Here is a 22,390-nt window from a genome sequence, read left to right as displayed (position 1 = left end):
TTGCCAGATGATTACCGGGCAATTACGTCAAAGTGGGCTAATCCTCCACGTTTTGGAAACGTCTTCCCTCACGAATCCGAATGTCGGCGATCAGCATGTCCAGGGCGTCCAGGAGTGCAGTGTCGGCTCGTCGGCACTGTTCGATCAAAGCTTCCAGATCAGCTTCATCGGCGCTTTCGACCACACCGGCTTTGGCGGCCCGGCTCAGTACTTTTTCGGCGAGGAGCAACGGCGGCTGCGACCGAGCGATGCCGTCCATTGACGACGCGCGCGCCTTCTCGGCAGCCTTCAAAGCGTCCCACGCCCGCTCTTGCTCAGCGATGTCGACCACTCCGGAACTGACCAGGTGCGGGCTGCGGTGCACAAGTTTCGCGATCAATGCGCCGGCCACGTCGTCCAATTCGAAAACGTCGTGAGATTGAGCGATCCGCGAGTGGAACAACACCTGGAGCAACAGATCGCCGAGTTCCTCACGGAGATCGCTCTCGTCGTCGCTTCGAATCGCGTCTAGTACCTCATAGGTCTCCTCGACGAGGTAAACCGAGAGGCTCTCGTGCGTCTGGGTCGACTCCCAACCGCCGCGATTCCACAACCGGTCCATGATCGACGCCGCTTCCACCAGTCGATCGCCGTGAATGGGTTCGGCGCGAATCATCTTTACCCCAGCGGCAGACAACGCCTCGATCTTCGGCTCGGCGGTGTCCATCATCACAGTCACCGCGGCGCCGGGCGTCGTGGCCGGCAGTGCGCCGCGTACTGAGTCGGGAACGTCCGGGTCGATATCGATCGCGCCGGACAGGAACGGGAGCGCCTCCAGCGGAAAGACATGCGGCCGCAAAGGATCGAGCAGTACGACGACGGGCGATTCGTTCACCGTGTGCTCACGCCTCGACCAGGACGGCACCGGCAGCGCGCCCGTCTATCGCCAGGATGAAGTCCGCGATGTACTGAAGTAGTTCGACGTCCCGCAGGCGATCCGAGCCGACTCCGCCGGTGCGAGGCAGCGGGAGTTGCACGAGCCCGGTCGTTGCCCGGTACTGCGCGCTCGGATAGATCCTCTTGAGCCTGATCTGCTTGGAATCGGGCAGTGACATCGGCGAGATCTTGAGCTGAGTTCCGGTGACGGCGACTTCCTCCAGTTGGTACTCGCGGCAGAGCAGTCGAAGCTTGGCCACCGAGATCAGCCGTCGAACCTCTTCGGGCAGTGGGCCGTAGCGATCGACCAGTTCTTCGACTACGGCAGCGATGCCGTCGGAATCAGTTGCCGCAGCGAGCTTGCGGTACCCCTCCAACCTGAGCCTGTCACTGGTGACGTAGTCGGGCGGGATGTGCGCGTCCACCGGTAGGTCGATCCGGACTTCCTTCGTGCCCTCGTCCATGGTGATCGGTTTGCCGTCGGCTGCAGCCCGGAAGGCTTCGACCGCCTCACCGACCAGCCTGACATACAGATCGAACCCGACGCCCGCGACGTGGCCGGACTGCTCTGCGCCCAGAACGTTTCCGGCTCCACGGATTTCGAGGTCCTTCATCGCGACTGCCATACCAGCGCCGAGGTCCGAATTCTGCGAAATCGTTGCCAGCCGATCGTATGCCGTTTCCGTCAAAGGCTTTTCGGCCGGGTACAAGAAGTATGCGTATCCACGTTCACGACTACGCCCGACGCGTCCGCGAAGCTGATGCAACTGCGAGAGGCCAAGCGAGTCCGCACGTTCGACGATCAGTGTGTTCGCGTTCGAGATGTCCAGACCGGTTTCGATGATCGTGGTACAGACCAACACGTCGAAGTCGCGTTCCCAGAAGCCCTGCACGGTCTTTTCGAGAGTGTCCTCGTTCATCTGACCGTGCGCGACGACGACGCGAGCCTCCGGGACGAGTTCACGGATCTTCTTGGCCGCCTTGTCGATCGAGCTGACACGGTTGTGTACGTAGAAGACCTGACCGTCGCGCAGAAGTTCACGCCGGATGGCCGCGGCAACCTGCTTGTCCGCATACGCGCCGACGTAAGTGAGGATCGGATGACGTTCTTCCGGCGGTGTGAGGATCGTGGACATCTCGCGGATCCCGGCCATGCTCATCTCGAGAGTACGAGGAATCGGGGTAGCCGACATCGTCAAGACGTCGACGTGGGTGCGTAGTGCCTTGATGTGTTCCTTGTGCTCGACTCCGAATCGCTGTTCCTCGTCGACGATCACAAGCCCGAGGTCCTTCCAGCGAATACCGGTCTGCAGCAACCGGTGAGTACCGACGACGATGTCGATCTCGCCTTCGGCCATGCCGGCGATGATTTCCTTCGAGTCCTTGGCGTCGGTGAAACGGGACAGCCCTCGCACCTTCACCGGGAACGACGCCATTCGTTCGGTGAATGTCTGAAGATGTTGCTGTGCAAGCAGAGTCGTCGGGACCAGTACCGCCACCTGCTTGCCGTCCTGGACTGCCTTGAACGCGGCACGAACGGCGATCTCCGTCTTGCCGTACCCGACGTCACCGATCACCACCCGGTCCATCGGAACCGGCTTCTCCATGTCGGCCTTGACCTCACTGATGACGGTCAACTGGTCGATGGTCTCGGTGAAGGCGAATGCGTCTTCGAGTTCCTTCTGCCACGGCGTGTCCGGGCCGAACGCATGCCCCGGGGCCGCCTGACGCGCAGCGTAGAGCTGAACCAACTCACCCGCGATCTCACGAACCGCCTTGCGGGCCTTACGCTTGGTGTTTGCCCAGTCGGATCCACCGAGCTTGCTCAGCGCAGGCAACTCTCCACCGACGTACCGGGAGAGTTGATCGAGCGATTCCATCGGGACGAACAGACGATCACCCGGGTGACCACGCTTGCTCGGCGCATACTCGATGACCAGGTATTCACGACGCGCCCCGCCGATGGTGCGTTCGACCATCTCGACGAACCGGCCGATACCGTGCTGATCGTGCACGACCATGTCCCCGGCAGACAGCGCGAGGGGATCGACCTGATTCCGGCGCTTGGCCGGCAAGCGCTTTCCGTCGCCGACCGCAGCAACGCGGTTGCCCGTCAGATCGGACTCGGTGACGATCACCATCCCCGGCGTCGAGTCGTCGCCGGCGAGTACCAGTCCGTCGTGCAGAGACCCGCGGAGCACCGCGACCTGTCCGCGGGCAGGGGTCGCTCCGCCGTCGAGCATCTTTGCGGGCACTTCGGCTTCACCGAGTCGCTCGACGACTCGGCTTGCGGTGCCGGCGCCTGCCACCACGATCGCCGCGCGACCGCCCGTGCTCACGTGTGCCCGGAGGCTGACGAACAGCTCGGCCAAGAGGTCGTCGGAACCACGTACCTGCGGTGCCGCCTGAACCGGGATTTCCAGTTCTTCACCATTTCCCGACGCCAGCGGGCTGACCGTCCACCACGGACGGCCGGCAGCTTCGGCAGATTCGCGAACATGACGAAGCGACCGGTATGCGGAGGCACCGAGATCGACTCCCCCGCCGTTGAGGATCGACGTGTCGAGCGGTGCAGCGCCGCCGATCGACGCCGCCGTCCACGATGCTTCCAAGAATTCCTGGCCGGTGCGCACCAGATCGGTGGCGCGGGTGCGCACCTTCTCCGGATCGCACAGAAGGATGTGCGCCCCTACCGGAAGGACATCGGAAAGTAGTTGCAGTTCACCGGGTTTGAGAACCGGAAGCAGAGCTTCCATCCCCTCGACGGGGATGCCTGCCGAGATCTTGTCCAGCATCTCGACCAACGACGCGTCAGCCTGATTCTCAGCAGCGAGTGCCGCAGCTCGATCGCGAACATCAGCTGTCAGAATCAGCTCACGACACGGCGGCGCGATCACGGAATCGACGTCGACGTCCGGTAGCGAACGCTGATCGGCGACAGAGAAGTACCGAAGCTCCGATACCTCGTCACCCCAGAATTCGATACGTACCGGATGATCCGCCGTCGGCGAGAACAGGTCGAGAATGCCGCCGCGGACCGCGAACTCACCACGCTTTCCCACCATGTCGACACGGCTGTACGCCATCTCCACCAGACGAACCAGAACAGAATCGAAATCGATCTCGGTGCCGACGCGCAACGTGATCGGCTCGATCTCGCCAAGACCCGGCGCCATCGGCTGAACGAGAGAGCGCACCGTGGTCACGATCACCCGAAGAGGCGAGCCGTACGAGGCGTCGTCTGGTCTGGCGAGTCGGCGCAGTACCTCCACCCGTCGCCCGACGGTGTCCGCGCTCGGCGACAGTCGCTCGTGCGGCAATGTTTCCCACGACGGGAACTGCGCGACGCCTCCACCGAGCATCTCGGTGAGTTCTGACGTCAGATCGTCGGCTTCGCGACCGGTGGCCGTCACCAGCAGCACCGGAGTGCGCGCGGCAAGTGCAGCGGCGATGAATGGTCGAGCCGGCTTCGGCGCCACGATGTCCAGGGCAGGCGCACCGATCGAGTCGATCACTGGAGTGAACGCGGCGTCTGCGAGGGCGACCTCGGCGAGTCCAGCGAGCGCAGTCTGGGCAGAGGACAAGGAAGTCAACGAACGCGCTCCTGAACAGTGATGACGGGTTGCGGACGCACAGCCCGAGCGCAAGATCTCCACCGAGGCAGAGTTGTGCGCCGGTTCGATTCTATCGGTGCGCGATCTCGCAGCGCAGTCCGATCCGTTCAGTTTCCCGTAACGCTCGGCTTCTTCGTCGTCCGCTTGGCCGGTGAAGATCGGGTGGCCGGGGCGCTCGGCGGTGCCACGGCCACGCTGGTGTGAGAGTTGAGCGCCCGAACCCGGCCGATTACCTTCGTTGCCTGGCTGGTTCTCCGTAGACGTACAGTCCTGCGACCGTTCGGCGCGAGGTGGAACCAGGAGTCTTCGGGCTCGAAGCCCTGCAGTTCGAGGGCAACGTATTGGGCGGAAGCATCCGTCGAGACGTCGACTACCCACTGTTCGTCGCCGACGTTGCGCGCCGTGGCGACAAGTCCGACCGACCGCTCGAGGGGCCGTGCCGGGCTCCCCAGGAGGTGCACCACTTCGTCCACCATCTCTCCGTCTTCGTCTTCGAGTGTGACGGTGACGGCGTCGTATGTCCGCGCCCCGAACTGAAAGACGTGAGTGAGGTCGGTGAAACGGCCGACAAGGCTGTCCACGGACCAGGTCAGACTCGAGTGCGATTCCACCTTGACCGGTAGCGCGACGTCGACTGGGACGACACCTGACCGACTGTGCGCTCGAAACCTGATCTCGCCGACGACAGGTTCGGCAGTCTCGTTGATCGCGTCGAGCCTCAATCCGTCCATACCGTCGTCCGTGACGAGGAGCGCGATCGGTTTGGCGCTCCTACGGAGCACGAACCACGGAGCCTTGGGGCTGCCGCTCCAATCGAGGACCCCCCATCCCGGTCCGGGCTCCAGGTCTCGCAGTGCGAGTGTCAAGGCGCCGTCGCACCGAGAATCCGGGCGACGCCAGTAGCCGAGCGTCGAGGCGAACGCCTCACATACGGCTGCTCGCCCCAGGTCGAGATAGCGTTCCGGGTCGGACCACCGGACTTCACGAGCGTCTTCGCCGAAAAGCGCGTGGACGTAGTGATCCCGAACATCCTCGAAATCCCACGACGATCCGTTGTCCCGCGGCACCGCGGCTTTCCATGCCGGGTGGTGCCCTGCGACGGCGAGCGAACCGAATTCGTTCTCGATCACGGCATTCGACGGTGGAATCGAAAATGCCAGTGATTCGGTCGCAAAACGTACTCGCGCGCTGAGCACGTCGGCCAGTGGACGACGATAGGCACCCACCCCGAAGTAGTGAGCGACCCCGCTTCCGACATGCGTTGCCAATTGCTCTCCCCCGCGAGGCGCCGAGGGCGACGACGTCACGTATTCGAGTTCAGGTGCCACCGCCGAGATCAGCTCCGGCAGTCTCGAATGAATGAGCGGGATGTGTTGATCGACCAAACCCAGCATGGTCGGCTGCTGTTCGGTCTCGCTACCGCCGCAGAACACTGCCAAAGCGGGATTTCCACGCACTCTGTGCAAGAACGCGGTGACCTCTGCTGCAACGAGTTCGAAGAATTCGTCGGTGTCGGGCGGATCAAGAGTCGCCAACATCATGTCCTGCCACACGAGAATGCCCAGTCGCGCGCATTCCTCCCAGAAGTGGTCGCTCTCGTAGACCATCGTCCCCGGGATTCGAATCATGTTCAGGCCCGCCTCAGCCAGGCGTTCCAAGACACGAGTGGTGCCGGCGTCGTCTTGAAGCGAGATCGGGTCGGTCGGCACCCACACCGAACCACGGCAGTACACCCGGATGCCGTTGACATTCAAACGGAATCCACCATCGGATCTGTCGGCCTCCACCGTCCGGAAGCCCACTGAACCGAGATGCTCGGAGACTCCGACCGTTTCTATCGTCACCGGATACGTGCGAGGAGCGCCATGAGTGTGCGGCCACCACAACTGCGCGTCCGGCACTTCGACGACGCCGGACACCTCGAGGAATCCGTCCGGTCCGGCAATTACAGCCAACTGTCGCGAGTGTTCGCCGACGCGCACGGTCACGTGCTCCAGCGAGGCCGGCAATCCGGTGAGCCGAGCACTGACGGCAACGTGACCGGTTGTGCCGTCAACACTCGCGTGCTTGACAGCCGAGACTACGGCGGCAACTCCCTTGTCCAACAACCGGATACCCCGCCACGGTCCCACCGGTACCGGAACGCCACTGAATACGGGAGCCATACCGAGCATCGTGGTTCGGATCCACCGAAGACCCTGTTCACGAACCATCGACGAGCGCCAACGTCCTCGAGGACGCCTCGATCTCAGAATCGCGGACAGAGAATGAAAATGAATAGCGACCTGGACGCGTTTACCAGCGCCGACTACGGCCGGAATGCTCACTTCCCCAGGCGTGAACATGGATTCAGTGGACGCGACATGGACGCCGCCGATCCAGACATCGGCAAACGCCGTCACACCGTCGAACTGGAGCAGCCACGACCCCTCACCGGTCGTGGCCACGGTAGTCACGAACCACCAGTCCGATGATGAAACCGACGACGATGAAACCGACGACGATGCAACGGACTTCGTGCGTCCGGCGTCCGTTTGCGCCGCCTGTATCGCACCAACGACTGTCCCAGGCACAGACGCTGCGACCCACTCGGTCACGGTTTCGAGGGCATCCGGATCAGATATGGATCCGGGTTCGGTTGCAGCGCATCGCCATATCGCGCCGGCCAGCAGGTCTGCTGACGAACGAGGCACTGTTAGACCAACCTCAAGTGTCGATGCGAGTCGACGCCGACTGTGTCGGCAACGACTTCCATCGCCCTCTTCCACGACACGGCCATCTCGTCGAGTTGCTCACGCGGGTCCACCGCGCGGCCCCTGGAGGCACGCGCCATCTGAAACTGCACGCTCTTGGCCCCGGACGCCACTTTTCGGAAGTCTGGCGCAGCTTCGCCTGTCCCGGAGAAACCTGCAGTGTCCAAAAACTCGCTGGCGTCGGCTGCCAGCTCCGCGCTGGCACCACACTGACGAAGTAGCCCGAAGGACCAGAGGTGAAAGGCATCCATGCCCGCCCCCTGCACCCATTCGAGGTCGTCGATCACCCGGCGTCCCAGCTCTCGCACGGGATTACCCGCCGCTCGAACCGCTACGTTCCGCCGAGCCACTTCGGCGATGTTTCCGGCGTTGGTCGCGTGAACCGGATTCAACCTGATCTGTTCGACGTAGGGCACGAACGAAGGAAGTGAGGAACGATCGAGATCGAAGACACCGGAGAAATCGTCGCCTCGCAGCAAGTAGTACCCGCTGTTGTGGAAGTATTCGAGCTCGCCGGCAACGCGATCGATCCGATTGGGCACGATCGTGGTCTTGGTGTGCCCCTCGTGATAACTCGTTCCAAGAGTGTCGGGAAGCCAGTATCCGTCGACTTCAACCGTCGACAGCATCCCAACCGCGAGGTTGTCCTCGACATGGATCAGCGGGGCCCGCCAGACGTTCATCTCGGCGACTTCGATTCCGTACAGCGCGTAGATGTCCTCGGCCTTGAGCTTGAGGAACGTCCACTGAGTCCCGTCGAACCGCGATGAGAAGGCACATGCCAATGCCGGGACGGGGTCCAATCCCAGCGAATGCAACACTTCGATCCACAGATCCGTATAGCAGTTGGTCTGCGCCCACACACGGTCGTCCTGGTGCAACGAATGGGGTTGGTAGCGATCAGGTGAAATGTCGATGAGCCGTGACATCAGATGCCCATTCGTTCACGAACGGAGGTTGGCCACGCAGCCACATCAAGGCCATGAGTCCGCAACAAGGACAACGCGATTCGCTCCATCCCGAAGCCGACGCACGAGCTGTGCGCCACCTCCCCCTCCGCCGTTCGGATGTCGAAGTTGACACCGAAATGGTCGAGATGGTTGTTCGAGGACACGATCGCCGTGCCCTCGTCGAGATCTCCGTAGAGCCGAACCGTCAGTTCCGTCTTGAGATTCTCTTCACGCTGGTTGGCTGCAAGCATCTTTCCGGCGCGTCCGAAGAAAGGATCATTGGCAATCACCGGGGTGGCGTCGAGTTCGAGCCGGCCGAGCACCTCGAGCCCCCGCTCGATCCAGTGCTCGCGATGCGCTCGCGCTGCCGCGGCGTCACCGATCGTCACGAACTCGTGCATCCGAAACGCTTGCATGCGAGCCGGATCGATCGCCGGTTCGTGCCGGAAGCAAAAACCGTAGATGTCCAGCAGCACCCCGCCTTCGGGGAGAACTCCGGTGTATCGCGCATAGGCAGGATGGCACGCTGCGGAGACGAGCATGGTCTCGGTCGGTTCGAGGTGGCGATCCCACGATTGTCCGTCGGCGCGATCGGCCAGCAGTCGCGCGTGATCGCGATTGGAACCAGCGAAGGTGTTGATGGCGCCGGTGAGGTTGGGAAACGAAGCGATGTAGTCGGTGCGCTCGAAACTGCTACGAGGGAACACCGGCGGGAACCGCAGCCGAGTCGCGGCGTCGCCTGGCCCCGCTGCAACCACCACTCGGTCGATACCGTCGACGATGTCCTCGAACAAGCCGGAACGCCCGTAGAGTCCCGGTACCTCTGTCTCGACTAATAGTCCTTCGACGAGCAGCTCGCGTTGAAATGCAGCCCGAGCCCGATCCAGATCGGTCTCGCCTGTCACAGTCTCGGTTGTCACATTCTCCGTCGTCATAGCGTTCCCCGGTATCCGATAGCCATGTGCGCTGAACCTGCCATGATTCGATCGTTGTTCACCATCACCGCTGCGCCGTGCGCGTCACGAAGGTGCCGACCGAGCGAAAATTCGGTGTCCTCGCGATATCCCGAGATGCCACAGATCAGCATTGTCTGCCCCACGATTTCCACCACCGCGGTGGAGGCTGTGACTTTCAGGTTGTTCATCGCGAGCGAAAAGCCCACCGCTCCTGTCGCCTCGAAATCGGCGGCGCCTTCCGCAGCGTGGACTGCGCGGTCGTACCTGCGTGCAGAGGCGTCGACGAGATCGGCGAATTGTTGTGCCGAAGCAGCAACTTCGGCGAGCCGCAGCGCTCCAGGGGAAGTGACTCCGGGCTGCTTGCGGGCGGCGGCACGCACGTACTTGCGTGCCTTCTCGACTGCAGCGTCGGCAATTCCCAACCACACCGAGCTCCAGACGACGTGCGAGACCGGAAGCATCGTATGGGTGGAGATATCGGAATACGGTACGTCGGCGACCATCTCGGGCGTCGAGGTGGCCCGAAGGATGTAACCAAGACTGCAAGTTCCCCTGAGTCCCAGCGTGTTCCACTCGGTGGTGCGTTCGAGCGTCAGGTCTGGGGTACGACACACAACGAGAACCTGATCGTTCGGCTGACTCTCCGGGGTTCGCCGAGCCGTCACGACTATCGCGTCGGAGTGTTCGCCGTACGAAATGACAGGCGCGTTCTTGATCAACAGCAGATGACCGCCCAAGTCTTCGACCGCGCAGTAACTCCGGCTGACGTCACCACCGATTCCCAGCTCAGTGGTTGCCGATGCCAACAGCAGTTGCTTGTCGACCGTTTCTTCGACAAACCCGCGTAGCGCTTCGGTGTTGCCGTGCTTGACCAACGAGTAGATTTGCGTCTGATGCATCGCGAAAATCATTCCGCTTGCTGCACAGCGTGTTCCGATCACACGGGCGATCTGCGACACTTCATGCAGCGAGAGTCCTTCGCCGCCTAGTTCCCTCGGCACAGCTACCGACAGCAGCCGTTCGCTTCGCATGGCGTCGACAGCTTCACGCGGAAACCTTGCCTCGGCATCGACTTCGTCGGCCCACGCCGCTGCAACTTCGTCGGCCAACCGTGTGGCCCGCTCGAGGGCCGTCCCGGTGGCGCACTGCGATTGCGGAGCGTTCATGCAGCACCCAACTCCGTCAACGCACCCTCGATCGCCTTGACGCTTGCGAAAGTACTCTTCCGCAACAACTCGTCAGGAAACTCGATGTCGAACGAATCCTCCAGCGCTAACATGACATTCACGCTCGCGTGCGACGTCAAACCCAACTCGTAAAGATCGGCCTCTCCATCGATCGTGCTCACGTCGACTGCCAGCCGACCGTGCTCGACGAGCACTTTCCGAATTGCCTGATCAATCATCAGCGATGTCGTCCTTCTTTTCGATGCGAGCGCCCGAGCGTGTTGCGATCACCATTGCGATGGCCACGTCCGCTTCGTGCGAGATAGATACTTGAAAATCGTGCAGATCCTGGGCCTGCGCGAGTTCCGCGGCATTACCGGACAGCGTCACCCCACAGCCACCCCACTCGGCCCGAGTGATTTCGATGGAATTCCACGGAACGGGGACGTCACCGGGCCGCAGTACCTTCACAACAGCCTCTTTGGCGGCGAAGCGTGCAGCCAATCGTTGATCCCGTGCCGGCCCGGCGCACGTCTGCAATTCGTGCGGGGTGAAGGTCCGATCGAGATACCTCCGCCCGAAGAGTTCGATACTTCGAGTGACATCTACGACGTTCACTACGTCACAGCCGATCCGCGGGCCGATATCGAGCATCGGCGTCGGCGCAGTGTCACCCATCTGTTGACTCCCCATCTGGGGTCGTACACGCCGGGCAGCCCCCTATGCTGCCCGGTGCGCCGACGCCGTCACCCTGCCCTGACAAACCTTCATTCTCAGCAATTCTTCAGCTACCGGTAGAACATACCGCAATCCGAAGATGATGGGCAAGATCAGACTTCCAGATTCCCATCCACACTATAAACATACTCTTAGTTTGTTTCGAATGCAGAACAAAGAGAACAATGTCGCTACCAGGACATTTGCAGCAAACTGGCCAAAGGAGCAGTACGGAGAGCCAGTGATTTCAGTGATCGCTGGCAAGGCGGCGGGCCGCGAATTGCCTGAAGTACTCCACTTTCGATTCCGGGACCACGATCGGAAGTATCAGGTTCCACGATGCCTTCATGGAGTCCGAAAGCTCACGAACGGTCCCGGTCGCGGCTGCCATCAGCCGAACTCCGGACGCCACTTCCAACAGGAAACGAGCGATGTCAGCAGAATCCGCGTCCGAACGCAGATCACCTTCGTCTGCCGCACGGCTGGCAAGTTCACGGTAAATGTCGAGCCACACGTCCAGAGTCGCCGGCCCGGAGCCCCGATAGTCCCCGATCTCGACCAACAAGCGGAACGTCGCTCTAACCATGGCGTCATGCGCACCGATGTCGACGATGACCGACGAAATACCGATCAGCGACTCGAGTGCGGGAGTGCGACGGTCCAACCAGAGCTCACATTTTGCGTCGAAACGCGCCGAACCCTCGTCGATCACCGCCCGCGCGAGTTCTTCCTTGGACCCGAAATGGAAGTACAGCGCGCCTTTGGTCACCTGCGACTCAGCGATGATCTCGCTCAAGCTGGCATTGGCATAACCCAGGCGCAAGAACACACCCGCTGCTCCGCGCAGCACCGAATCACGGGTGGCTTCTGCCCGTTCTTGCCTCACCATCGATCCGGCCTCCAATCACCACACATCGAACGAATCCTTGGTCTTACCCGTTCACAGCGTCAAAATGGAAGGCACGGTTCGGCATTCAACCCACCCTGCAAACAAATGAGACATTTGCCCATCAAACGATCGTGATACAGCGAACACAGCTTAGACCGCGATCCATCTCTGCGCGGCAGGCGCGCCTGGTTAACCCTCCAATTGTGGGTCGGCTTCCAGATTCGTCAGCCCATTCCAACACAAATTCACGAGGTGAGCGGCGACAACTTCCTTCGACGGAGTCCGTTCGTCGAGCCACCAAGTAGCCGTAGTGGACACCATGCCGACAAGCGCCTGTGCGTACATCGTTGCTAGTCCGGGGTCGAAACCGCGTCTGGAGAAGTCCCCCGCAAGCAGGTAGCCCACCTGACTGATCGCATCGTTGAGCAAGCTCGAATACGTCCCACTGGGCGCGACGACGGACGAATCGCGCACGAGTATCCGAAATCCGTCAGTGTGCTCTTCCACGTAGGTGAGCAAAGCCAACGCAACCCGCTCGACTCGAACTCTCGAGCGATTTTGCGAGAGCGACGACGTGATCATCTCAAGGAGTCGCGACATCTCCCGGTCCACTACTACGGCGTACAGCCCCTCCTTGCCTCCGAAGTGCTCGTACACGACCGGCTTGGACACGTTTGCTCGCTGGGCGATCTCCTCGATCGACGTCGCTTCGTATCCCCGTTCGGCGAACAATGCCCGCCCGATCTCGATCAGTTGTTGCCGACGTTGGGTACCGGTCATCCGGATCCGTGTCACTCGTTCGGGAACTGGATCCCCGCCACCCGAACCGGACACCGCCGCCATTGTCTTCCTCTCGCCGACACACAAATTACTGCTGTGGACGCTCAGCCTATCGGGACTTCGGGGACCCAATCAGAGGAGCGGTTCGACCTACGGCGGGTCGGCATGCGATTATTCTTGCGCGCGTTCGGCCGCAAGGCTCGGCAATGCGTGGCAATCCGCCGTGGTGTAATGGCAGCACCTCTGATTTTGGTTCAGATAGTTCAGGTTCGAGTCCTGGCGGCGGAGCTGGTGAACAACATGCATTTTCCGAGCGGAAATGCGTGTCTTGATCGACAGTTTGATCGACAGTTTGATCGACAGAGGGAGCTCAAACCAGTGCAGACCGCCGTGATCGTTCTCGCAGCGGGTGCCGGTACACGAATGAAGTCGAAGACTCCCAAGGTCCTCCACACTCTTGCCGGACGCAGCATGCTGGCACATTCGCTTCACGCGGCAACCTCACTGAACCCCACGCACCTGGTTACCGTCGTCGGTCACGATCGTGAGCGTGTCACCGAAGCAGTCAACGCAGTCGCGGGTGAACTGGGCCGGCCCGTCACCGTCGCCGTTCAGGACGAGCAGAAGGGCACCGGGCACGCCGTCAGTTGCGGACTCGAGGGTCTGCCGGCGGACTTCGCCGGAACCGTACTCGTGACGGCCGCCGACGTGCCGCTGCTCGACGGCAAGACCATCGCAGACCTCCTCGCTCAGCACACTGCCGCCCCCGCGGCTGCGGTCACGGTGTTGACGTCGACTGCCCTCGACCCCACCGGCTACGGACGGATCCTTCGCACGACGGACGGCGAAGTCAACGCCATCGTCGAAGAGAAGGAAGCCACCGATTCGCAGCGCTCGATCACCGAGGTCAATTCAGGTGTCTACGCCTTCGACTTCGAGACTCTGCGCGATGCGCTGGCGTCTCTCGACTCCAACAACGCACAGCACGAGTTCTATCTCACTGATGTGATCATGATCGCCCGTCGCGCGGGCAAGCGTGTTCGCGCGCAGCACATCGCGGATTCGGTTCTCGTCGCGGGCGCCAACGACCGCGTGCAGCTCTCGACGCTCGCCCGCGAGATGAACCGTCGGATCCTCGAGACGTGGATGCGTGCCGGCGTCACCGTCGTCGATCCGGCGAGCACGTGGATCGATTGCGGCGTGCACATCGCACAGGACGTGACGCTCCTGCCCGGAGTTCAGTTGACCGGCACAACGTCGGTGGGCGAGGACGCCGTGATCGGCCCCGACACCACCTTGGACAACGTGAGCGTCGGGGAGCGCGCGCAAGTCGTCCGCTCCCACGGGACCGACTCCGTGATCGGAGCCGACGCGACCGTCGGTCCTTTCGCCTACCTGCGGCCGGCTACACGCCTCGGTGACCACGGGAAGATCGGCGCATACGTGGAAACGAAGAACGCGGACATCGGCGAGCATTCGAAGATTCCGCATCTTACCTACGTCGGCGACGCCACCATCGGCCATCACAGCAACATCGGGGCTTCGAGCGTCTTCGTCAATTACGACGGCGTGAACAAGAGCCGTACTGTGGTGGGGTCGCATGTGCGAACCGGCTCCGACACGATGTTCGTCGCCCCGCTCACCGTTGGTGACGGCGCATACACCGGGGCCGGAACCGTTCTGCGAAACGACGTACCGCCAGGGGCGCTTGCCGTCTCGGGTGGTTTGCAGCGCAACATCGAGGGCTGGGTCCAGAAGAATCGTCCCGGCACGCCCGCGGCCGATGCTGCAGCAGCAGCACAACCTGACGGCCCTGCAACAACCTGACAGCCCTGCAACAACCTGACAGCCCTGCACTACCTGACAGCACAGATCACCACCAGATCGACCGGCAAGTACAAAAGGATGGCATGAACCAGTGACTGCGAATTGGATCGACAACCAGAAGAACCTGATGTTGTTCTCGGGTCGCGCACATCCCGAGTTGGCGGAGCAGGTGGCGAAGGAACTCGACATCAGCGTCACCCCGCAGACCGCGCGTGACTTCGCGAACGGTGAGATCTTCGTTCGATTCGAAGAGTCGGTTCGCGGCTCCGACGCGTTCGTCCTGCAGAGTCATCCGGCACCGCTGAACACGTGGGTGATGGAGCAGCTCATCATGATCGACGCTCTCAAGCGTGGATCGGCAAAGCGCATCACCGCCGTTCTTCCGTTCTACCCGTACGCCCGCCAGGACAAGAAGCACCGCGGACGCGAGCCGATCTCCGCTCGCCTGATCGCTGACCTGCTCAAGACTGCCGGCGCCGATCGCATCATCACGGTCGACCTTCATACCGATCAGATCCAGGGCTTTTTCGACGGCCCCGTCGATCACATGCACGCACACAGCCAGTTGGCCAACCATATTCGCGCGGGCTACAACCTCGAGAACATCACGGTGGTCTCCCCCGACTCGGGCCGCGTTCGCGTCGCCGAGAAATGGGCCGACTCGCTCGGCGGAGCGCCGCTGGCGTTCATTCACAAGACGCGCGATCCCTTGGTACCCAACCAGGTCAAGTCCAACCGCGTCGTCGGTGATGTCGAAGGTCGCACCTGCATCCTGATCGACGACATGATCGACACCGGCGGAACCATCGCCGGCGCGGTCAAGGTACTCAAGGAGGCCGGAGCGGGTGACGTCGTCATCGCTGCAACCCACGGCGTCCTCTCCGACCCTGCTGCCGAGCGCCTGTCGACGTGTGGCGCAAAGGAAGTTGTTGTCACCAATACACTTCCGATCGACGAGTCGAAGAAGTTCCCGACGCTGACGGTGCTGTCCATCGCACCGCTGCTGGCTCGCACCATCAAGGAAGTTTTCGAGAACGGTTCTGTGACTTCGCTGTTCAACGGCAGCGCCTAGTCTCACGCTGCTCTACGGGCGCGTACCTGTGACTTCACGGTCACTGGTACGCGCCCGTCGTCGTCTTCGTGAACACCACAGAAACAGACCACCCGGTCATCATGAAACCACCTGTGGGACACACGAATACCACCGAATACGGCATTCAGCATGATCTTGATCACGCCCACGACCAGAAACCCAGGTCGATGTTGGGGCGGTGTTCACCGCGCCGCAATCTTCGCCTAGTGTGGCTCGTCGTGATCGACGCGCAAACCCTGGAATCCCGGCCCGAATCTCATTCCCTGAATTCATCAGTTCCGACGATCCGGCGGTGGCGCCCAGGATCTTGTGTCTGGTGCGGAGACGACAACTCCGTGGACATGTTCCGCAACGAACCCCGCTGTGGAAAATGTCGTGAAAACGAAGGCATCATCGACGACGCGAAGCGCTTCCTCGGTATGTACGGTCTGCGCCCGCTCGGCGGCACGCTGCAGTCCGACGACGACGAAGAACGCGAGTACCGCGTCAACGCTCGCGAGGCTCGCCGAGTTCTGAACGAGATCCGCATGGACGTCCTTCCCGATGCGGCCGCCGTTCGCAAGGCGATTCGGCCCCGTGCCGCAACGGTTGTCGCCGACACGTCACCCGCACGGGCTTCCCGCCCCGCCAGCACGGGCACAGCGACGCGCGTTGCCGCTCCGGTCAAGACGGACACCGTGGACATCGACACGCTCCAGGCTCGCGTCCTAGGGCTTCTCGATCAGCTCGGTTCGATCGACGAGCAGATCAAGGTCGCCGAACTCGCACAGGGGTTGCCGGCGCGCGCGCGACTGAGCGATCTGAACAAGCAGAAGGCCACGGTTCTTCGCACGCTGGCCGCGCTCGAGAAGGCTCGCATCGCCGCCTCCAACTAATTCCTTCGCGTCCGTCCCACGGCCCCGTCTCCCTTGCGAGACGGGGCCGTTCTGTATGAGCAGGTACCTTTACGAATCGTGAATGACATCACCATCACCTTTGTCGTGCTTGCACTGGTCGTGGCGCTGTTCGTGATCGGCCGAATCCCGGTCGGCATCATCGCGATCGGCACTGCCCTGGCGCTCTACGCCACCGGTGTCATCACGATGGAGCAGGCGCTTGCCGGATTCGGCGATCCCACGGTGGTGTTCATCGCCGCGCTCTTCGTCGTCAGCGAAGCCCTCGACGCCACCGGTGTCACCACGTGGGCGGGCGAGAAACTACTGGCGAAAGTCGGCGAATCCCGTGTCCGCCTCTTGAGTGCGATCATGTTGCTGGTTGCCGCGTTGACCGCATTGATCAGCGTCAACGGAGCCGTAGCCGCGCTGGTGCCGATGGTGGTCGTCTTGGCAGTGCGTCTCGGTAAGTCGACGTCACAACTGCTTCTGCCGTTGGCATTTGCCGCCCATGCCGGTTCGATGCTCACCTTGACCGGAACACCAGTCAACATCATCGTTTCGGAAGCCGCCGAGGAATCCGGGGCCGGTGCTTTCGGGTTTTTCAGTTTCACCTTGGTCGGTGCGCCGCTCGTATTGGGAACGATCGCGATCGCCGTACTTCTCGGTCCTCACGTCCTCCCCCATCGTGCGGGGACGTCGATGTCGCCTGACCTGAGCCGGCATGCCAAGACCCTCGCGAAGCAGTATCAGTTGATGGGCAAGGATGCGCCGTCCGCAGAGCCCTTGATCACCAAGCACGACGGTGTGGTCGAAGTGATAATCCCGCCGCGCTCGGAAATGATCGGCGACAGGGCTTTTCCCGGCATGGTGACCGACAGTGGCGATCTGGTGATCCTCGCGGTCCAGCGTGCCGGTGAGGACTGCGGCCCGAAGGGCGTCAAGTTGGCGGCAGGTGACACGCTCCTCCTGCAAGGCAGCTGGGACGATCTCGACACCCACACCGCGGTCGATCCGAATGTCCTCGTGGTCGACGCACCTGGTCAGATCCGTAAGCAGGCAGCGCCGTTGGGAACTCGCGCGGTCATCGCCCTCGTCGTCGTCGCGGCGATGGTCGTGTTGCTGACCTTCGGATTGGTGCCGTCGGCGATAGCCGGACTCCTCGCGGCGTGTGCGATGGTTTTGTTACGAGTGATCAGCGTGGAGCAAGCGCATCGGTCCATCTCGTGGACCACGTTGATTCTCGTCGGCGGAATGATCCCGCTCTCGACCGCGATCCAGCAGACCGGCGCAGCCGAGAAACTCGCTCATGCCTTCGTCGACGTCGTCGGTGGTGCAAGCCCGTATGTCGTCGTCGCCGGACTCTTCGTCGTGACGGCGACGCTGGGTCAGCTGATCAGCAACACCGCGACCGCGCTGATCATCACGCCGATCGCCATCTCGGTCGCCGGCGAACTCGATATCTCGGTGCTGCCCCTTCTGATGACGGTGACTGTCGCTGCCGCAGCCTCCTTCCTGACACCCGTCGCCACTCCCGCGAACATGATGGTGATGGGACCTGGCGGATACAAGTTCGGCGACTACTGGAAGCTCGGACTCCCGATGTTGTTGTGGTTTCTGGTAGTTGCGACGGTGTTGATCCCAGTGATCTGGAGTTTCTGATGTGCTCACCGAAGGTGTTGTCGGAGGTATACGAATCGATCGGACGAGAGGGCAGGAAAGTCAGCCGACGATCGATGTTCGCGGCGCTCGGCACTACTGCGCTCGGTGCGACCGTCGTGGCCGGCGCGGTGCAGCCCATCGCGTCGGCAGCGCCATCGGGTCGGACCATCGTCGATCTGACCCATGTACTGACGCCGGATTTCCCGGTGTGGCCGGGCGCGCGCTCGTTCGAGATGAGGAACCTGGCGAAGATCGCCGACGCCGGCGGGTCCATGGGCTCGCTCGGGTCCTCTGGTTTCGGCGGAAACTTCTACCTCAACGAACTCCGCCTCGAGGAACACACCGGTACGCACATCGACGCGCCCGCGCACGCCAGTGCGGACGGAATCACCGTCGAGAAGATTCCGGTCGCCGACCTCGTCGTACCGATTGCGGTCGTCGATATCAGCGCCCGAGCTTCCGTCGACCCTGACGCGTTGCTCACCCGCCAGAACATCCTCGATTGGGAAGCCGTCCACGGGACGATCTCTCCTCGCAGCCTGGTGGCGATGAACTCGGGCTGGGATACCCGGGCCGGTGCCGGCGGAGCCTTCACGAATCGAGATGTACACGGCGTGCAACACACTCCGGGATTCGCCCCCGAAGCGATCGACTTTCTCGTCCGCGAGCGCAACATAGTGGCCGTGGGTTCTGACACTCTCAGCATCGACGCGGGCCGAAGCACCACCCACGGGGCTCACCGAAGCGCTTTGGGCTCAGGAAAGTACGCAGTCGAAGCCCTCGCGAACCTGTCCGCACTTCCGGCCGTCGGCGCCACGGTGATGGTGGGAGCGCCGACGCATGCGGGTGGTTCGGGTGGTCCGTGCCGGGTCATCGCCTGGTATTGAAGATCAGGGCGTTGGCGTCACCCGCAGCACCTTGTCGCCTGCTCCGTTGTCGGTGGTCACCAGGAGCGAGCCGTCCGGCGTCGGAGTCACCGAGCGCAAGCGCCCGAACTGGTTCACCAATCCGAAGGTCTGCGCGTCGACCGAGCGTCCGTCGGCACTGAGGCGGAGGAAAATCAGTTCCTTGCTCTTGAGACCACCTATTACGAGCGCACCGTCCCAGGCACCCCACGCGGCTCCGCCCGTGAAGGCAGCGCTGGCGGTAGCCAACGTGGAGCTACCCGAACGCCACACCGCCGCAATTGCTCCCGGCACTCGCACCGGATCGGTCATCGGCACGGATTCGTCGTACGTTCCGGGAAGCCGATCCGGGCGGTAGCCGTAATTTCCGCCGGGGGTAAGCAGATTGACTTCGTCGTCGACGCTTGTGCCCTGTTCAACCGAGTAGACCCGGCCGGTTCCAGGTTGCACGGCCAAGCCTTGGACGTTGCGATGCCCGAGCGTGTAGACGGGGCTGCCTGCATTCGGATTCCCCGCTGCTGGAGATCCGTCGGCGTTGATGTGCAAGACCTTGCCGCCCAACGAATTCGGATCCTGCGGAACGCTCGGCGTCGCGGTGTCACCCGTCCCGACGAACAGCGTTCCGTCCTGCGCCGCCAGAATTCGGCAACCCCCGTGACGCCCGGACGAGACCGGGATTCCTGGCAATACGGTTCCGGTTCGAGTGAGGGCGGTCCATCCGGCGTCGACGGTCCACGAGATCACTCGAACGTCCGTGACTCCCCCAGCGCTGAATCCCTGGCAGGTGTAGAGGGTGCGCGACTGAGCGAAGTCACGGGCAAGCGCGATGCCCATGAGCCCGGTTTCGGACTGAGCGTAGAGATCCGAAAGGTCAGCAGAGACTGGACCTGTCGTGTTGTCGCCTCGGCGAACGAAGAATCCGCCGGACCGTTCCCCGGTCAGGATCGCGCCGTCCGGGGCTGCCACGACGTCCCAGGGGTGGTCGAGTCCGTCGACGAGTGTGGCGACCGACAGCTGCGGGAGGGTGTTCTCGATGGGGATGTCCGGGTCGTCGCCGCCCAGCGATCCGGTACTGCCGTTGCCGAAACTGCCGGGGTCGAAGGGGAAGGGTTGAGCCACGCTCTGCGTTACCGGCATCACCAGTACTGCAGTCAGGGCCACGGTCAATGCGGCGAGCTTCGGATGACGCACGCGTTCTCCTCGGGTCGGAAACCGTTCTGCGCCTCACTATAAACAGACAAACACCATTTTTCGGGCCCTCTCGCTATACCCGCAGGCCACAGGAGAAACGAAACCCCTTCAGAAGTCGGCAAACTCCGGCAAGGCGTTCGCCAGTGGGGACGCGTTGCGTCTTGATGCAGATCGTGCCTTCCGCCAACCGGGCACACTCCAGTCCAGGAGGTATTCAAGATCCGCTTCCACTCCCCTGTCCCGAAGTCCGAAACGTCGTTCCAGCGCATCGTCGTCCGCCAAATGCAGTCTCGCCGCGTCGGGCACTCTCAGTTCGGGGTCACAGAATGGGCCTACGGGCGCGGTAACCGTCCGTCGTCCTGAGGGATCTTTCCACTCCAGAAGACCACCTCCGATTTGCTTCACTGTCCACCTGCCAAACGTCTTCAGTCGGTGATGTTTTCGACACAGACAGGCCAAGTTCCGTTCTGCAGTAGGCCCTCCCTGAGCGGGGTTGCCGTGATCGAACGGCACCGTGTGATCGATATCGCAACTATCAGAACGCACAACACAATTCGGAAAACGGCACGTGCCGTCTCGCGTCCTTACAATCGTCGCCAACGCCGCGGACGGCTGGTACGTGGATTCACTGCGCCGCGAACCACTGTTCCTTCTCGAGCGATTACCCCTTGCCGCAGCGGGCAATATCTCCGGTGAGCGCATCGACCGACCCACGTCGAGCACCGGTCCGACTGCCCCCGCAGTCGAACAATGTTGCACCTCGGACGGTGCAAGGGTGAGGACTCTCTGCCACGTGGCGTCCGCGGCGATCGCGCGCGCAAGGTCGGCATCGATGTGGCCGTACCCCTGCAAATAGCCTGGCAGGTTGTCGAATCCGAGCAGGGTGGAAGCGTTGACACCCACAAGAATTGTCGCAATCGGGAGCGCGGAGGTCTTCGTATCATCCCTACGGGTGCAATCGCCGTCGCACTGACAATCCAACGACGTCTTTCCTTCCGCCAATGCGATCAGTGCATCGGCACGACGTTGCCCGAAAGTTCTCGGATCGGAACCACACACCTGCATCGACATCGCACGGAGTCTGGTGGCCAAAGTCTGAGCGCCGACCGCTGGAAGCATTCCGTCCAGAGTCGACATACCGTCGTGCGACGCGCACGTTCGAACGTCCCGATCCGCCTCCGCACGAACTCGCCTGGCACGCACCCCATCAGGGTCGTACCGAGCAATGAGACCTCGTGCGCGCGCCTTCAACTTGTTACCGGTTGCACGGCAGGCACCGTCCACGAGGAGTCGCTCGATCTCATCGAGCGCGTGCTCGGAAACGTTGGCGAGAGCTTCGGACAGTGCCGTCGCTTTGGCCAGATCGATGTCACCGCAAGCAAAAGCGGCCGCCACCCGCGGAAGCCGCCAGCGCAGGTCACATCCCAGTGCAATCATTTTCTGCGCGGCGTACTCCGTAATGCTCAGTATCGACGCGATCTCCACGTGCGCGAATTGACCCCGAAAAGCCTCATTGACTCCAACCGCGGCATCCTCCTCACAGCGGTCCAGGTACAGCGCAGTGACCGCGTCGATCTCGAGGAAGTGGGCGCGCGCGATTTCCGCATGCTGCCGAAACAGCGCGCCCGCGGAAGTCTTCGATTCGAACATATGAGCGATTCTACGGGCGCCCACCGACAAGTTTTTGCGGAATCCCGGGGTATTCACCGATACCTTTTGCGCTCCGATGTCACTACGTTCAATCGCATGACTCAGCATCCGACACGAGATCAACCGTACTTCGGCATAGCGATATTCGAGTTGGGGAAGAATGGCGGGGTCGGGTGCTTCTACCGAGAGGACTGTTATCTCATCTGGGCTGGCGACCCCGCTGAGGCGCAGTCAAAATTCGAGCGCAAGGCCGGCGAGCAGGAGTATCCGCTCGGCGCGAGCGATGACCAGTCCTATGTAAAACTCGCGCATCTCGTGGATCTTGCGCCGGTGTCCGACGCTGTCCATACTGGCACCGCCGATCTCTACTCTCGACACTTCTCAAATATTGCCGCCTACAGAACTTTTGAGACACTTCTAGGAGGAGACAGCATCCTCTGACAAGCGCTC

At 62.1% G+C, this 22,390-nt stretch carries 18 protein-coding genes and 1 tRNA gene; 7 read left to right on the top strand and 12 right to left on the bottom strand.

The window, feature by feature from the left end:
• Positions 1-37: 37 nt before the first annotated feature.
• The 10 genes from QM596_RS08255 to QM596_RS08210 form a co-directional block, all read right to left on the bottom strand.
• Positions 38-874, bottom strand: coding sequence for a nucleoside triphosphate pyrophosphohydrolase (locus QM596_RS08255; protein ID WP_020970287.1), 837 nt, complete (start codon positions 872-874; stop codon positions 38-40).
• 7 nt (positions 875-881) lie between these two features.
• Positions 882-4,508 (bottom strand): transcription-repair coupling factor, encoded by a 3,627-nt coding sequence (mfd, locus tag QM596_RS08250; protein WP_031331022.1) that lies wholly within the window; start codon positions 4,506-4,508, stop codon positions 882-884.
• Positions 4,509-4,636: 128 nt separating this feature from the next.
• Complete coding sequence (locus QM596_RS08245) at positions 4,637-7,222, bottom strand: glycosyl hydrolase 2 galactose-binding domain-containing protein (protein ID WP_283308636.1); 2,586 nt, start codon at positions 7,220-7,222, stop codon at positions 4,637-4,639.
• A 2-nt stretch (positions 7,223-7,224) separates the two neighbouring features.
• Positions 7,225-8,211: a DUF1839 family protein gene (locus QM596_RS08240; RefSeq protein WP_019744648.1), complete on the bottom strand. Its 987-nt coding sequence runs from the start codon at positions 8,209-8,211 to the stop codon at positions 7,225-7,227.
• Complete coding sequence (locus tag QM596_RS08235) at positions 8,211-9,167, bottom strand: amino acid--[acyl-carrier-protein] ligase (protein ID WP_283308635.1); 957 nt, start codon at positions 9,165-9,167, stop codon at positions 8,211-8,213. Before QM596_RS08235 ends, QM596_RS08240 begins: the two co-directional genes overlap by 1 nt.
• Positions 9,164-10,354 carry an acyl-CoA dehydrogenase family protein gene (locus tag QM596_RS08230; RefSeq protein ID WP_283308634.1) on the bottom strand — a complete coding sequence of 397 codons (1,191 nt, stop codon included), beginning with the start codon at positions 10,352-10,354 and terminating at the stop codon, positions 9,164-9,166. Before QM596_RS08230 ends, QM596_RS08235 begins: the two co-directional genes overlap by 4 nt.
• Positions 10,351-10,593, bottom strand: a complete 243-nt coding sequence (locus tag QM596_RS08225; protein WP_003946296.1) for an acyl carrier protein — start codon at positions 10,591-10,593, stop codon at positions 10,351-10,353. The genes QM596_RS08230 and QM596_RS08225 overlap by 4 nt, the downstream gene beginning before the upstream one ends.
• Complete coding sequence (locus QM596_RS08220; RefSeq protein WP_060939765.1) at positions 10,586-11,032, bottom strand: holo-ACP synthase; 447 nt, start codon at positions 11,030-11,032, stop codon at positions 10,586-10,588. Before QM596_RS08220 ends, QM596_RS08225 begins: the two co-directional genes overlap by 8 nt.
• Positions 11,033-11,318: 286 nt before the next feature.
• Positions 11,319-11,960, bottom strand: a complete 642-nt coding sequence (locus QM596_RS08215) for a ScbR family autoregulator-binding transcription factor (protein WP_003946317.1) — start codon at positions 11,958-11,960, stop codon at positions 11,319-11,321.
• Positions 11,961-12,149: 189 nt separating this feature from the next.
• Positions 12,150-12,803 (bottom strand): TetR/AcrR family transcriptional regulator, encoded by a 654-nt coding sequence (locus QM596_RS08210; protein ID WP_019744652.1) that lies wholly within the window; start codon positions 12,801-12,803, stop codon positions 12,150-12,152.
• A gap of 154 nt (positions 12,804-12,957) precedes the next feature.
• Between QM596_RS08210 and QM596_RS08205 the strand changes: the two genes are divergently transcribed.
• From QM596_RS08205 to QM596_RS08180, 6 genes are all read left to right on the top strand, one after another.
• A tRNA-Gln gene (locus tag QM596_RS08205) sits at positions 12,958-13,028 on the top strand.
• Between the two features lie 90 nt (positions 13,029-13,118).
• Positions 13,119-14,567, top strand: a complete 1,449-nt coding sequence (gene glmU / locus QM596_RS08200) for a bifunctional UDP-N-acetylglucosamine diphosphorylase/glucosamine-1-phosphate N-acetyltransferase GlmU (RefSeq protein ID WP_080909203.1) — start codon at positions 13,119-13,121, stop codon at positions 14,565-14,567.
• Positions 14,568-14,658: 91 nt separating this feature from the next.
• On the top strand, positions 14,659-15,639 hold the full coding sequence (locus QM596_RS08195; RefSeq protein WP_020970292.1) for a ribose-phosphate diphosphokinase: 981 nt from the start codon (positions 14,659-14,661) through the stop codon (positions 15,637-15,639).
• 239 nt (positions 15,640-15,878) lie between these two features.
• A complete protein-coding gene (locus QM596_RS08190; RefSeq protein ID WP_024487329.1) occupies positions 15,879-16,535 on the top strand; it encodes a hypothetical protein in 657 nt (218 codons plus the stop codon).
• A gap of 78 nt (positions 16,536-16,613) precedes the next feature.
• Entirely contained in the window at positions 16,614-18,194 is a 1,581-nt protein-coding gene (locus QM596_RS08185; protein WP_019744656.1) for an SLC13 family permease, read from the top strand.
• On the top strand, positions 18,194-19,081 hold the full coding sequence (locus QM596_RS08180) for a cyclase family protein (RefSeq protein ID WP_283308632.1): 888 nt from the start codon (positions 18,194-18,196) through the stop codon (positions 19,079-19,081). The genes QM596_RS08185 and QM596_RS08180 overlap by 1 nt, the downstream gene beginning before the upstream one ends.
• 3 nt (positions 19,082-19,084) lie before the next feature.
• On the opposite strand, the gene QM596_RS08175 is transcribed toward QM596_RS08180, so the two are convergent.
• Both QM596_RS08175 and QM596_RS08170 read right to left on the bottom strand, forming a co-directional pair.
• Positions 19,085-20,290 (bottom strand): PQQ-dependent sugar dehydrogenase, encoded by a 1,206-nt coding sequence (locus tag QM596_RS08175; RefSeq protein ID WP_283308631.1) that lies wholly within the window; start codon positions 20,288-20,290, stop codon positions 19,085-19,087.
• 108 nt (positions 20,291-20,398) lie between these two features.
• Positions 20,399-21,940, bottom strand: a complete 1,542-nt coding sequence (locus tag QM596_RS08170; RefSeq protein ID WP_283308630.1) for an HNH endonuclease signature motif containing protein — start codon at positions 21,938-21,940, stop codon at positions 20,399-20,401.
• A gap of 96 nt (positions 21,941-22,036) precedes the next feature.
• On the opposite strand from QM596_RS08170, the gene QM596_RS08165 reads away from it, so the two are divergent.
• Positions 22,037-22,381, top strand: a complete 345-nt coding sequence (locus tag QM596_RS08165; RefSeq protein ID WP_283308629.1) for a DUF4288 domain-containing protein — start codon at positions 22,037-22,039, stop codon at positions 22,379-22,381.
• Positions 22,382-22,390: the final 9 nt, after the last annotated feature.

Source organism: Rhodococcus sp. IEGM 1406, assembly GCF_030056745.1.
Lineage (GTDB): Bacteria > Actinomycetota > Actinomycetes > Mycobacteriales > Mycobacteriaceae > Rhodococcus_F > Rhodococcus_F erythropolis.
Note: the sequence above shows the minus strand (reverse complement) of the source record. Positions and strands in the feature narration are given on the sequence as shown.

Coding starts and splice junctions, on each gene's coding strand:
- QM596_RS08240 (WP_019744648.1), bottom strand. CDS start 8,211: ATGTCACGGCTCATCGACATTTCACCTGATCGCTACCAACCCCATTCG.
- QM596_RS08230 (WP_283308634.1), bottom strand. CDS start 10,354: ATGAACGCTCCGCAATCGCAGTGCGCCACCGGGACGGCCCTCGAGCGG.
- QM596_RS08235 (WP_283308635.1), bottom strand. CDS start 9,167: ATGACGACGGAGAATGTGACAACCGAGACTGTGACAGGCGAGACCGAT.
- QM596_RS08215 (WP_003946317.1), bottom strand. CDS start 11,960: ATGGTGAGGCAAGAACGGGCAGAAGCCACCCGTGATTCGGTGCTGCGC.
- QM596_RS08210 (WP_019744652.1), bottom strand. CDS start 12,803: ATGGCGGCGGTGTCCGGTTCGGGTGGCGGGGATCCAGTTCCCGAACGA.
- QM596_RS08220 (WP_060939765.1), bottom strand. CDS start 11,032: ATGGGTGACACTGCGCCGACGCCGATGCTCGATATCGGCCCGCGGATC.
- QM596_RS08170 (WP_283308630.1), bottom strand. CDS start 21,940: ATGTTCGAATCGAAGACTTCCGCGGGCGCGCTGTTTCGGCAGCATGCG.
- QM596_RS08165 (WP_283308629.1), top strand. CDS start 22,037: ATGACTCAGCATCCGACACGAGATCAACCGTACTTCGGCATAGCGATA.
- QM596_RS08225 (WP_003946296.1), bottom strand. CDS start 10,593: ATGATTGATCAGGCAATTCGGAAAGTGCTCGTCGAGCACGGTCGGCTG.
- QM596_RS08180 (WP_283308632.1), top strand. CDS start 18,194: ATGTGCTCACCGAAGGTGTTGTCGGAGGTATACGAATCGATCGGACGA.